Source organism: Variovorax sp. RO1 (assembly GCF_002849325.1).
Lineage (GTDB): Bacteria > Pseudomonadota > Gammaproteobacteria > Burkholderiales > Burkholderiaceae_C > Variovorax.
In genome coordinates this window covers 278,594-290,727 of the sequence record NZ_PKMT01000001.1, presented here as the reverse complement: position 1 = coordinate 290,727, position 12,134 = coordinate 278,594, and the positions used below count along the sequence as shown (strand labels likewise).

At 69.5% G+C, this 12,134-nt stretch carries 8 protein-coding genes and 1 pseudogene; 2 read left to right on the top strand and 7 right to left on the bottom strand.

Features of this window, described 5'->3' with window-relative positions; genetic code table 11:
- Positions 1–11: 11 nt before the first annotated feature.
- From CY658_RS01290 to CY658_RS01265, 6 genes and pseudogenes are all read right to left on the bottom strand, one after another.
- Positions 12–1,277, bottom strand: a complete 1,266-nt coding sequence (locus tag CY658_RS01290) for an ABC transporter substrate-binding protein (RefSeq protein WP_101488512.1) — start codon at positions 1,275–1,277, stop codon at positions 12–14.
- Between the two features lie 42 nt (positions 1,278–1,319).
- Positions 1,320–2,822, bottom strand: a complete 1,503-nt coding sequence (locus CY658_RS01285; protein WP_101488511.1) for an aldehyde dehydrogenase family protein — start codon at positions 2,820–2,822, stop codon at positions 1,320–1,322.
- A gap of 46 nt (positions 2,823–2,868) precedes the next feature.
- The gene (locus CY658_RS01280) at positions 2,869–3,261 is read right to left on the bottom strand and encodes a nuclear transport factor 2 family protein (RefSeq protein WP_099794882.1); all 393 of its coding nucleotides are present in this window, start codon (positions 3,259–3,261) and stop codon (positions 2,869–2,871) included.
- Positions 3,262–3,287: 26 nt separating this feature from the next.
- Positions 3,288–4,094 carry a MoaF C-terminal domain-containing protein gene (locus CY658_RS01275; RefSeq protein WP_101488510.1) on the bottom strand — a complete coding sequence of 269 codons (807 nt, stop codon included), beginning with the start codon at positions 4,092–4,094 and terminating at the stop codon, positions 3,288–3,290.
- A 10-nt stretch (positions 4,095–4,104) separates the two neighbouring features.
- Positions 4,105–4,911, bottom strand: coding sequence for an SDR family NAD(P)-dependent oxidoreductase (locus CY658_RS01270; protein ID WP_180838824.1), 807 nt, complete (start codon positions 4,909–4,911; stop codon positions 4,105–4,107).
- Positions 4,912–4,990: 79 nt separating this feature from the next.
- A pseudogene (locus CY658_RS01265) lies at positions 4,991–6,586 on the bottom strand (GMC family oxidoreductase); the annotation flags it as partial.
- Between the two features lie 143 nt (positions 6,587–6,729).
- On the opposite strand from CY658_RS01265, the gene hemE reads away from it, so the two are divergent.
- Together hemE and priA are read left to right on the top strand one after the other, a co-directional pair.
- Complete coding sequence (gene hemE, locus CY658_RS01260) at positions 6,730–7,839, top strand: uroporphyrinogen decarboxylase (protein WP_101488507.1); 1,110 nt, start codon at positions 6,730–6,732, stop codon at positions 7,837–7,839.
- A gap of 486 nt (positions 7,840–8,325) precedes the next feature.
- On the top strand, positions 8,326–10,401 hold the full coding sequence (gene priA / locus CY658_RS01255) for a replication restart helicase PriA (protein WP_101490166.1): 2,076 nt from the start codon (positions 8,326–8,328) through the stop codon (positions 10,399–10,401).
- Between the two features lie 18 nt (positions 10,402–10,419).
- On the opposite strand, the gene CY658_RS01250 is transcribed toward priA, so the two are convergent.
- The gene (locus CY658_RS01250) at positions 10,420–12,060 is read right to left on the bottom strand and encodes a S41 family peptidase (RefSeq protein WP_219589568.1); all 1,641 of its coding nucleotides are present in this window, start codon (positions 12,058–12,060) and stop codon (positions 10,420–10,422) included.
- Between the last annotated feature and the right edge of the window lie 74 nt (positions 12,061–12,134).

The following is a 12,134-nucleotide window of genomic DNA, read 5'->3' as shown; positions in this document are numbered from 1 at the left end:
GCCCGGCGCGCTTACTTGAGGCCCATCTTCTGCTCGTCGGCGCGGATGTCGACCAGCTCCGGGTCGTCCGCCGTGAGGCAGCCGCCGGGTGCAAAGCGCCAGCCGTTGCCGTCGGGGCTGGCCATGGGGCCGCTGTTGTTCGCGTTGTGGCGGTTGCCGCTGCCCACGTAGAAGGGCTTGCACAGGATGTCGCTGCGGAAGTCGCTCACCTTGCGCAGCGCGTCGGTCACGCTGGCGCGGTCTATCTTCTTCGGGTCCATCTTCAGCATCGCCTGCGTGACGAGCCGCGCGGCCAGGTAGCCGGCCTGCGAGAAGGTGTCGCGCGGGTCGCTCTTGGCACCGTGCTTGTCCATCACGGCGAGCCAATTCTTGTTGTCGGGGCCGGCCGATTCGAGCGGGTTGAATTCGAGGTTGACGTCGAAGTTGCCCTTCCAGTACGGCCCGATGGCCTTGGGCACGTCGGCGTTGTAGGCCGGTGCGGCCGACACGAAGTGGATCTTCTTGCCCAGGTTCTGCTGCTCGGCCGCGGCCAGCATCGGCACGAGGATGCCCTTGGGCACGTTCATGATGATGACGTCAGGCTTCTTCGCGGCGGCCTGCAGCATCGTCGAGGTGGCGTCGGCCGAGCCGGGGTCAATGGTGAGGGTCTCGACCGTCACGCCGTTCTTCTTGCCCCATTCCTTCGGCCCTTCGCAGGCCCAGTTGCCCAGGCTCGGGATGTTCGGAATGATGCAGACCATCTTCCTGGCCTTGTACTTCTGCGCGGCGTACATCGCGGCGATGGTGGCCGACACGCGCGGCCCCGCGTTCACCGGCACGTAGTTGCGCGCGTTGAAGCACTCGCGCGGCACGCCGGTGCCGGCGATGACCATCACGCCCTCGTCGGCGTACATCTTGGCGTTGGCGCCGCACTCCACGAAGCTGGTGCTGCCCGCGAGCGCGACCACCTTGCGGTCCTTCACGAGCTTGGAGGCGACCTGCGCCGCCGTCTCGGGGTTCCACTGGTCGTCGAGCACGAGGTAGTCGACCGGGCGGCCGTTGATGCCGCCGTTGGCGTTGACGCACTTGAAGTACGCGGCCGCCGCCTGGCCCGAGGCGCTGAAGTCGTCGGGGCCGGTCTTGCCGACCACAGCGCCGATGGGAATGGGCTCGCCCGTGGCGGGCTTGCCGGTGTTGAGGCCGCAGTCGGGGCTGGCTTGCGCCCAGGCGCCGCTGAAACCGGCAAGGCCCAGCGCGCCGGCAACGGCCGACAGCGCGATTCGTCTTTTGCTTTGCATGAGGTGTCTCCTTCTTTCTTGGTGATCGAAACCGGGGCGGGGCTACACCGCCATGCACACGCTCTTGAGTTCGGTGAAGCTCTCCACCGCCGCGCGCCCCAGGTCGCGCCCGCTGCCCGACTGCTTCACGCCGCCCAGCGGCAGCGCGTTGTCGAGCACGTTGTGCGCGTTGACCCAGACCACGCCCGCCTGCAGGCGCGGCACGATGCGGTGCACAGCCGAGAGGTCGTTCGACCAGACGCTGGCGGCCAGGCCGTAGGCGCTGTCGTTGGCCAGGCGCACCGCGTCGTCGACATCGTCGAAAGGCACCACGGTCGCGACCGGCCCGAACACTTCTTCGCGCGCGATGCGCATCGACGGCTGCGCATCGACGAACACGGTGGGCTGCACGAAGCAGCCGCCGTCGAACGCCAGGCGCCCGCCCGTGACCAGCGTCGCGCCCTCGGCCACCGCGCCGTCGATGTGCGCCATCACGCGCGTCAGGTGGCGCTTGGACACGAGCGGCCCGAACTGCGCCTTCGGGTCGAAGCCTGAGCCGATGTGCAGGCCTTCGGCCGCTTGCGCGAGCCGGCGCACCACCTCGTCGAACAGGCTGCGCTGCACGTACACGCGAGAGCCGGCTGTGCACACCTGGCCCTGGTGAAAGAAGATGCCGTTGGCCGCGCCCTGCGCCGCCGCCACGGGGTCGGCATCGCCGAGCACGATGAGCGGCGACTTGCCGCCCAGCTCCAGCGTGAAGCGCGCCATGTTGTCGACAGCCGCGTGGCCGATGTGCCGGCCCACCGCCGTCGATCCGGTGAAGCTGATCTTGCGGATGTCCGGGTGCGCGGCCAGCGCCGCACCGGCCGTGGCGCCGCGCCCGCACACCACGTTGAGCGCGCCCGGCGGAAAGCCCGCCTCCAGCGCCAGCTCGGCCAGCCGCAGCGCGGTGAGCGGTGTTTCTTCCGAGGGCTTGAGCACCACGGTGCAGCCGGCCGCGAGCGCGGGCGCCACCTTCCACAGCGCGATGGCGAGCGGAAAGTTCCACGGCACGATGGCCGCGACCACGCCCACCGGCTCACGCCGCGTGTACGTGACCCACTGCGCACCGGGAATGCCGATGGAGTTGTCGAGCGTCTGGCCTTCGAGCTTGGTGGCCCAGCCCGCCATGTAGCGCACGAACTCCGCGCCTGCGCCCACATCGACCATGCGTGCGATGCCGCGCAGCTTGCCGCTTTGCAGCGTCTCGAGCGCGCTGAGTTCGTCGGCGTGCGATTCGATGAGCGTCGAGAGCGTGTACAGCATGCGCTCGCGGTCGGCCGGTCGCAGCGACTTCCACGCGGCGCTCTCGAAGGTGCGGCGCGCGCCGGCGACGGCCGCATGCACGTCGTCCGCGCCGCTGTCGGGCGCCTCGGCCACGGTCATCTCGGTGGCCGGATCGACGACCGGCAGGTACTGCCCGTTGCGGGGCACGACCTCGTGGCCGTCGATGTGGTTGCCGCGGCGGCGCTGCGCCTGCAGGCCCACCTGGCCGAGGTGTTCGATCGACAGGTCGCGCAGATTCATGGGCGGGCTCCGGGAAGGGATGCGAGGGATGCGAAAGAAAGAGGCGTCACGGCTGCATGGCGCGCGCCACGAGCAGCGTGTCGGTGAACTGCTCGAAGCGCCGAACCTGGCCGCCCTGCACCTGCCACACATGCGTGACGCGGGCCTGCATCGGCTTTCCGGTGGTGCGGTGGCGCGCGTGGTAGTCGCCGATGCCGACCACGGTGTCGCCGCCATCGACCAGCCGCTCGAGCACGAAGCGGTAGCCCTCCCATTCGGCGCCGAGCACCTGGAAGACCTTCTCGACCACCTGCGCGGGGCCGACGTGCGTGCCGGCGCACGGAAAGCCAGCCATCTCGGTCCACTGCACGTCGTTGGCCACGTCGGCGAACATCGCGGCGAGGTCGTGGCGGTCGGAGGCGGCGTAGTGGTCGGCCACGATCTGGTAAGGGGTGCGCATGACAAAAGCTCCTGGAAACGGTGAAGTCAGACGGGCCCGAACTCGGGCGGGTAGAAGGTCTGCGAGGCCTTGCGCATGAAGGCACCGGCGGGGTTGTTGGCGATCTCGCCGGCACCGGTGACGCCGAGGAACTTGCCGGTCGAGCGGCCGTTCGCAAAGTCGAAGAAGAACACCGACGCGACCGGAATCAGGAACTCGCGGAAGGTGAAGACGTACTGGTCGTCGTCGAACTTCCAGTAGCTCGCCAGGTCGACGTCGCCGTGGCCGCGCTGCACGCCCACGAGGCACTGCCACGCATAGCGTTCGGCGCTCAGGTAGGTGTGCTCGTAGGTGTGGTTCGGGCTGTAGGTCTGCCAGGTGCGCAGGCCGATGAGGTCGCGCGTGGCGTGCGGCACGCTGCCGGTGGCGATGCCGCCTTCGAGCGTGCCGGGCCAGAAGTCCTGCGGCACGCGCGGCTGGCCCGCGGCCTCGTCGGCGCCGACGATGCGGCAGCGAATCGCGAGCACGCGGCGCGTGCGTGTGTTGACGACAACGGTCAGCGCCTCGGTCGGTCGGCTGGCCTGCGTGATGTCGAGGAAGAAGGTGTCGGGCGCGACCTCGATGGCTTCGTACCAGTCGCCGGTGCCTTGGCCGCCGCGTGCGCCGTCTTCGTGCCAGTCGAGCGTGTGCTGCGCGCGCGGCTGCAGCGTGAGTTTGAAGTCGGGCAGTGCGAGCGCCAGCGTCTGGCCGGCGAGCGCGTCGGTGGCGGGCAGGCGGTTGGTGGCAATGCCTGCGGCGAAGTCGTCGTAGTTTTTCCAGTCCGCGGGTTTCGCGACTGCAGTGTGGTTACTCATGGCGTGTTCCTCAAGCGTCGTGCGCGAAGGCGATGGTGGGCAGGTCGACCGCGGACGCGCCGCCATCGACCATCAGCGAACTGCCGCTAACCATCGCGGCCAGCGGCGAAGCAAGGAACAGCACGGCGTTCGCCACGTCGTCCGGGCGCGCGGCGCGGCCCATGGGCACGTCGCGCGTGACGAGGTCGTAGGCCGCGTCGGTGTTCGGCAGGCGGTGCTTGTCGACAAGCACCTGCATCTGTTCGTCGGCCATCTCGGTGCGCACCCAGCCGGGGCACACGGCGTTCACGCGCACGCCCTTCTGGCCGTAGTCGCGTGCCAGCGAACGCACGAGGCCGATGAGCGCGTGCTTCATGGTCACGTAGCCGACCACGCCCGGCCCCGCGAAGTGGCCCGCGAGCGACGAGAGCACGACGATGTTGCCGCGCCGTGCAATGAGCTCGGGCAGCAGCTCGCGTGCGCAGACGAAGGCGGTGTCGAGGTTCAGGCGCGTGGACAGCGCCCATGAAGCGTCGTCGGTCGCGAGCGCGTCGCCCACGCCGTGGCCGCCTGCATTGGCGACCAGCACGTCGACGCCGCCGAAGCGTTCGCGCGCAGCAGCCAGGGCGCGCTGCACATCGGCAGTGTTCGCCGCATCGCCCGCCACCGCGAGCCCGCCGAGCTTGGACGCCACCACTTCGAGCTGCGCGAGGCGGCGCCCCATCAGCACCACGCGACCGCCCGCGGCGACGAACTGCGCGGCCACCGCCGCACCGATGCCGGTGCCGCCGCCGGTGATGAAGGCGACCTTGCCGGCCATGGAATCTGTAGCACTCATTTGCTCTGTCTCCTTGTTGAAAAGGACTCTAGGTTTCGGCGCGCTTTGGCGATTGACCGAACGTGCAATCTCAGTTGCCTGACAGCGCGAAGTCCGCGCAGCGCTCGGCCAGCATCACGGTCGGCGCGTTGGTGTTGCCGCTGACCAGTGAAGGCATCACCGAGGCATCGCACACGCGCAGCTTCGCGACGCCGTGCACGCGCATGTGCGCATCGACCACGGCCATGCCGTCGCTGCCCATGCGGCAGGTGCCGCTCGGGTGGTAGACGGTCTTGGCGCGCTCGCGCACGTAGGCCTCGATGGCGTCGTCGGTCATGTCGTCGGCCGCGGAGGGCGCGAGCTCTTCGGACACCACCTCGCGCAGCGCCGGCGCGCGCAGGATGCGGCGCGCCAGCTTCACGCCGCGCACCAGCGTGTCGACGTCGGCCTGCGCCTGCAGGTAGCCGCCGTCGAACAGGATCGGCGCCATCGGGTCGGCGCTGCGCAGCGCCACGCGGCCGCGCGACTTCGGGCGCAAAAAGCAGGGGTTGATCGACAGGCCGTGGCCGGCCAGCGGCGCGCGGTCGACATCGCCCACGAGCACGGGCAGCACATGGAACTGCAGGTCGGGCCGGCCCTCGCCGGTGGTGTCGACGAAACCGCCGCTCTCGACCACGTTCGACGTGAGCAGGCCGGAGCCGAAGCACATCCATTGCAGGCCGTGCTTCAACGCCGCCAGGCCGCGGTCGTTGCCCAGCAGGCTCACGGGCTCGCGCGTGCGACCGTAGACCGACACCTCGAGGTGGTCCTGGAAGTTCTCGCCCACGCCGGGCAGGTCTTTCACCACCGGCAGGCCGAGCGCCTGCAGCTGCGCGCCGGGGCCGATGCCCGACAGCAGCAACAGCTTGGGCGAGGCGAGCGCGCCGGCCGAGAGGATCACTTCGTCGCGCGCGGTGGCCACCACTTCTTCGCCGCTGCCGTTGCGACCCGTGCGGTAGACGACGCCGGTCGCCGCGCCGTCCTGCATCAGCACGCGCAGCACGTGCGCGCCCGTCACCACGGTGAGCTTGGGGTCGTCGCGCACGGCCGCGAGGTAGGTGGCGGCGGTGCTGGCGCGCCGGCCTTCGAAGGTGGTGGTCTGGTAGAAGCCGACGCCGGCCTGGCCGGCGCCGTTGAAGTCGTCGTTGTAGGCCAGCCCGCTCTGCTGCGCGGCGCGCAGGAAGGCCAGGCTCAGCGGATGGCGAAAGCGCGTGTCGCTCACCTTCAGCGGCCCGTTGGTGCCGTGCAGCTCGCAGGCGAAGCGCCCGTTGCCCTCGGCCTTGCGGAACCACGGCAGCACGTCGCGCCAGCCCCAGCCTTCACAGCCCTGCGCCTCCCAGCCGTCGTAGTCGGCCGGCGTGCCGCGCACGTAGACCATGGCGTTGACCGAACTGCCGCCGCCCAGCGTGCGGCCCTGCGGCACGACCATCTTGCGGCCGGCCGCGGCGGGCTGCGGCTCGCTCTCGTAGGCCCAGGTGCGCTCGGTGCCGATCACGCGCACGAAGGTGGCGGGCATGTGGATGAAGCGGTCGTCGTCGGGCGGACCCGCCTCCAGCAACAGCACGCGGCGCCCGGCACGCACCAGCCGGTGCGCCAGCACGCAGCCGGCCGAGCCGGCGCCCACCACCACCACATCGAAAACCTGCTGCTGCGCCATGTCCGTTCCAGACCGAAGTTGTTGTCGGGAACGGATGCTCGCGGCTCGCGCGCGCCGTGGCGCATCGGGGCGGGTTGATGCAACGCAAAGTGCGCTGTCGGTCAACTGACGGCGAATGCAAAGGGCCCTGCGACAATCGGGCCATGCCTTTCGCCCCTTTGCAAAACGACACCTTCCTGCGGGCCTGCTGGCGCCAGGCCACCGATCACACGCCCGTCTGGCTCATGCGCCAGGCCGGCCGCTACCTCCCTGAATACGTTGCCACGCGCGCCAAGGCCGGCAGCTTCATGGGGCTGGCCACCAACACCGACTACGCCACCGAGGTCACGCTGCAGCCGCTGGCGCGCTACCCGCTCGACGCGGCCATCCTGTTCTCGGACATCCTCACGGTGCCCGACGCGATGGGCCTGGGCCTGTCGTTCGAGGCCGGCGAAGGCCCGCGCTTTGCACGCCCGGTGCGCGACGAAGCGGCCGTGGCCGCGCTTGAAGTGCCCGACTTGGACAAGCTGCGCTACGTGTTCGACGCCGTGGGCTCGATCCGCAAGGCGCTCAACGGCCGGGTGCCGCTGATCGGTTTCTCGGGCAGCCCGTGGACGCTGGCCTGCTACATGGTCGAAGGCGCGGGTTCGAGCGACTACCGCCTCGTCAAAAGCATGCTGTACGGCCGCCCCGACCTGATGCACCGCATCCTCGCGATCAATGCCGACTCGGTGGCCGCGTACCTCAACGCGCAGATCGACGCCGGCGCACAGGCCGTGATGATCTTCGACAGCTGGGGCGGCGTGCTCGCCGACGGCGCGTTCCACGAATTCAGCCTGGCCTACACCGCCCGCGTGCTCGCCGGCCTGAAGCGCAACGGCCCCGACGGGCAGCCAGTGCCGCGCCTCGTCTTCACCAAGGGCGGCGGCCTGTGGCTGGGCGCCATGCGTGCGCTCGACTGCGAAGTGCTCGGCGTCGACTGGACCGTGAACCTCGCCGCCGCGCGCCGCTTGGTGGCCGAAGGTGCCGAGGACAAGGCCAAGGCGATCCAGGGCAACATCGATCCGAACGTGCTGTTCGCCCCGCCCGCGGCCATCGAAGCCGAGGTCGGCAAGGTGCTGCAGGCCTTCGGCAAGCCCCACACCGACCGCACCACGGCGGGCCCGACGCACATCTTCAACCTGGGCCACGGCATCAGCCAGTTCACGCCGCCCGACCACGTGTCGGCGCTGGTTCAGGCGGTGCACGACCAGTCGCGCGCACTGCGCGCCTGACGTTGACAACTGTAATCTGCCGACCGTTCGGTTGGCAGACTCAGCGCCCCCTAAAAGCCAGTCGGCCGGCGTTTGTCAAGCCCTAAAACGGCCCCGGACGCCCGACTTATGCACAAAACGCGTGTTGCACTGCGCAAGATTATCTGAGGGGGCATTGGTTCTGCTCCTAAACCAATAGCGACGCTAAGTGGTTGATTTATATAGGTTTTGATTTTTGCTTTTTTTACAGGCATTCCAGCGGAAGCCTTGAAAATCAAGGCTTCGGCGGCCATCCAGCCGTCTTGTCAACAAAGTTATCCACAGAAACTCTGGATGACCGCCAAAGCGCTGTGAAATCAACAACTTAAGCGGTCTTGCTCCAAAACGCATTAACAAACCTTGCCAAAAAGGACGCCCAGCCCCTCCGCCGAATCGCCGCCCGCAGACGGCGCGCCACCGGTCACATCCACCCCAAACGTGTCCTGCCCCTGGCGACTCGACATCGCGGTGCAGACGCCCGCGCATGCCGCGCTCGGTGACCTGCTGAGCTACGCCGGCGCCGAGCCGCTGGTGCCGGGCACGCTGGTGCGGGTGCCGCTGGGCAAGCGCGAAGTGCTGGGCGTGGTCTGGAACGAGCCGACCTCGATGGCAGGCGCCGAGCCCGACACGGCGCTCAAACCCGTCGGCGCCGCGCTCGACGCGCTGGCGCCGCTGGGCGAGGCCTGGCGCGACCTCGTGGCGTTTGCCGGCCGCTACTACCAGCGCTCGATCGGCGAGATCGCGCTGGCCGCCCTGCCGCCGCAACTGCGCGACCTGAGCACGACGCAGCTGGCGCGCCGCCTCAAGCGCAAGACCACGGCAGGACCGGTGGCCGAGACGGCCGAGTCCGCGAACCTGATCGCACTGAGCGAAGAGCAGGCGGCCGCGCTGGCCCGCATCGAGGCCGAGAGCGGCACCTTCCTGCTGGTCGGCAGCACGGGCAGCGGCAAGACCGAGGTCTACCTGCGCTGCGTGGCCGACCTGCTGGCGCGCGACCCCGAGGCGCAGGCGCTGGTGATGGTGCCCGAGATCAACCTCACGCCGCAGCTCGAAGCCCGCTTCAAGGCCCGCTTCGGCGACGAGGCCGTGGTGTCGCTGCACAGCGGCATGACCAACCCGCAGCGGCTCGCGAGCTGGCTGGCGGCGCACGGCGGCGCCGCGCGCATCGTGCTGGGCACGCGCATGGCGGTGTTCGCGTCGATCCCGGGGCTGAAGCTCATCGTGGTCGACGAAGAGCACGACCCCAGCTACAAGCAGCAGGAAGGCGCGCGCTACTCGGCGCGCGACCTCGCCGTGTGGCGCGGCCAGCGCGAAAAAGCCAAGGTGATCCTGGGCTCGGCCACGCCCTCGCTCGAGAGCTGGCACCAGAGCCGGCCGCCCGAGGGCGACGACCCCGGCGGGCGCTATGTGCGGCTGGCCATGCCTTCGCGCATCGGCGCGGGCGCGCTGCCGGCGGTGCGGCTCGTGGACATGAATCTGCAGCCGCCGAAGACGGTGATTTCAGGTGCGCTGCTCGACGCCATCGGCCAGCGCATCGCGCGCGGCGAGCAGAGCATGATCTTCCTGAACCGGCGCGGCTATGCGCCGGTGCTGGCCTGCGGCGACTGCGGCTGGAAGAGCGAATGCCCGCACTGCAGCGCGTACCGCGTGTTCCACAAGATCGACCGCACGCTGCGCTGCCACCACTGCGGTTTCACCGAGCGCGTGCCGCGCGCCTGCCCGGCCTGCGGCAACCCCGACATCGCGCCCGTGGGCCGCGGCACCGAGCGGCTCGAGGAGCACCTGGCCGAACTGTTCGCCGGCGTGAAGCACGCGGACGGCAGCGCGGTGCGCATCGCGCGCATCGACGCCGACAGCACCAAGAAACAGGGCGCGCTCGAATCGCAGCTCGCGGCCGTGCATGCGGGCGAGGTCGACGTGCTCGTCGGCACGCAGATGATCGCCAAGGGCCACGACTTCCGCCGCATCACGCTGGTGGCCGCAGTGAACCCCGACGGCGCGCTGTTCTCCAGCGACTTCCGCGCGCCCGAGCGCCTGTTCAGCCTGCTGATGCAATCAGCAGGCCGCGCGGGCCGCGATGCCGCCTACCTCGCTGCGCAAGGCACCAAGGCCGAGATGTGGATCCAGACGCACCACGCGCCGCATCCGCTGTTCGCGGCGCTGCGCCGGCACGACTACGAAGCCTTCGCCAAGCAGCAGCTCGAAGAACGCCAGGCCGCCGCCATGCCGCCCTTCGCGTTCCAGGCGCTGCTGCGCGCCGACGCGCGCGAGCAATCCGTCGCGCAGGGCTTTTTGAACCTGGCGGCTGACAAGGCCGAGGCCCTGTCCGGCGCCGACCTCGTCACGCGCTACCCGGCGGTGCCGCTGGCGATCCAGCGCGTGGCGAATGTGGAGCGCGCGCAAATGCTCATCGAAAGCCCGTCACGCGCCGCGCTGCAACGCCTGCTGGCCGCCTGGCAGCCGCTGCTGCACGAGCTGCGGCGCACGCCCGAGGGCAAGGGCGTGATCCGCTGGCTGGTGGACGTGGACCCGCACAGCATCTGAGCGAAGCGCGAAGGCGCCTCAGCGCGGACGCAGGATGCGGTTGCGCAGGCCTTCGGGTTTGCGCAGCAAGGGGGCGGCGGGGCCGGCGACGGCACTCTTGGCGAGGCGACCGCCGGGCACGGCAGGGCAAACGCCCGTGACTTGGTGCGAGAGCGCGGCGGCCAGGCGCGCCTCCGCCGGATCGCCGAGCGCATGGCCGAAATCGTCGGGCATGGCGCAGGTGGGAGCGAGACCGTCCGGGTAGTCGCCGAACCCCTTGGCGTTCACGCCCTGGAACTGCACGCTGAAGTAGGTGGTGCCGCAGTTGTCCTGGGGATAGAAGCCGTAAGGTTTGCCGCAGGTGGTGCCACCGATCTGGACCACGTCGATGTCGATGCCGCGCAGGCCGTTGATGAACGCCTCGCTGGCCGAGCAGGTGTCGGGCCCCGTGAGCACGTAGACGCGCCGCAGGTCGAGGCTGGGAAGGGGCTGGTCGTACGGCACAGAGAAGCCGGAGGCGGTGGACCAGAAAAGGATGGGGTCGAGCGTCCTGCCGGTCACCGGATCGCGCTCGGTGTGCTTGGCGTTGAACTGCGTGGCCTCGAAGGTCTTGCCGCGTGTGTTCGCCTCTCCGGCGACCATGAAGGCCAGTTCGCTGGCCAGGTCTACATAGCCGCCGCCGTTGTAGCGCAGGTCGACGATCAGCTCGGTCGGCTGCGCCGCGCGCAGTTGATCGATCGCGTCCACGAGTTGCCGCTCCGCCGGGGCGATGTGGTCGTTGAACTGCAGATAGCCGACCGTGCGGCCCGCGTTCTGGAACACCTTGACGTTCTGGACAGGCGTCGAGGTCACGGAGGCGGCCGTCAGCGTGACCTCGCGCACGGTGCCGCTGACGACGTCGCGAACGATAAAGACCGTGCGCGTCCCCAGTGCGGCGGGAAAAAGCCCCGCGTTGATGATGTCGACACCTTCCTGCGTGGGGTCGTTCACGAAATCGATGCCGTTGACCTTGAGCACCTGGTCGCCGCGCCGCAGGCCGACACCCGGCACGGCTGCGGGGGAGCCGGGCTCCACATAAGCCACCAGCAGATCGCGTGGCGGGCGGTCGGCGAAGATTGCCCACTGCGCCCCATAGCCGGCGGATGTGCCGGCGAGCGAGAGCGCATCCCACTCCTCGGTGGTGTAGGTGAAATGGAACTGGTCCTTGTCCCGGCCCGACGGCGTCACGGCGTGGGTCTTGAGCAGGTCGAAATAGTCGGCCGTGGCGTAGCGCGCGGGGTCCAGGTCGGGGGCCTCGTCGTACCAGAGGTAGGTGTCGTTGATCCAGGCGCGCAGCCAGTTGTTCTCGTCGACCGTGCGGCCGGCCTTGTCGGCGAACGGCTTGCCGTCGTAACCCGTGCCGGTGCGCGGTGCGGCGCAGCGGTCCTTGTAGAGGCTCGCGGTGCGGAACACGCCCTCGACCCATGGCGCGTTGCGCAAGGCATCGCCGTCGTCGGGCGCATCGGGCGGCGTCGTGGGCGGGGTGGTGGTGACGGGCGGCGTGGTGCCCGTGCCGCTGTTCGGCAAGAGGCTGACGCCCGAGCCGCCGTCTCCCCCGCCGCCACAGGCGAAGAGCACGGCCATCGGAACGGACAGCAGCAGAAGACGGGCGAAACGAAAACGCAGAGGAAAAAGAGGCACGGCGAAATTCCTGGAGGGCGGTAAGGCGCCGCCATCCTAGGAAGCTCTGCGCTGGCGCGCATTGGACCAAAGTC

What these genes read in the sequence shown, in the direction of transcription:
- CY658_RS01290 (WP_101488512.1), bottom strand. Translation starts at nt 1,277, where the DNA reads ATGCAAAGCAAAAGACGAATCGCGCTGTCGGCCGTTGCCGGCGCGCTG.
- CY658_RS01285 (WP_101488511.1), bottom strand. Translation starts at nt 2,822, where the DNA reads ATGAATCTGCGCGACCTGTCGATCGAACACCTCGGCCAGGTGGGCCTG.
- CY658_RS01275 (WP_101488510.1), bottom strand. Translation starts at nt 4,094, where the DNA reads ATGAGTAACCACACTGCAGTCGCGAAACCCGCGGACTGGAAAAACTAC.
- CY658_RS01270 (WP_180838824.1), bottom strand. Translation starts at nt 4,911, where the DNA reads ATGAGTGCTACAGATTCCATGGCCGGCAAGGTCGCCTTCATCACCGGC.
- hemE (WP_101488507.1), top strand. Translation starts at nt 6,730, where the DNA reads ATGCCTTTCGCCCCTTTGCAAAACGACACCTTCCTGCGGGCCTGCTGG.
- CY658_RS01280 (WP_099794882.1), bottom strand. Translation starts at nt 3,261, where the DNA reads ATGCGCACCCCTTACCAGATCGTGGCCGACCACTACGCCGCCTCCGAC.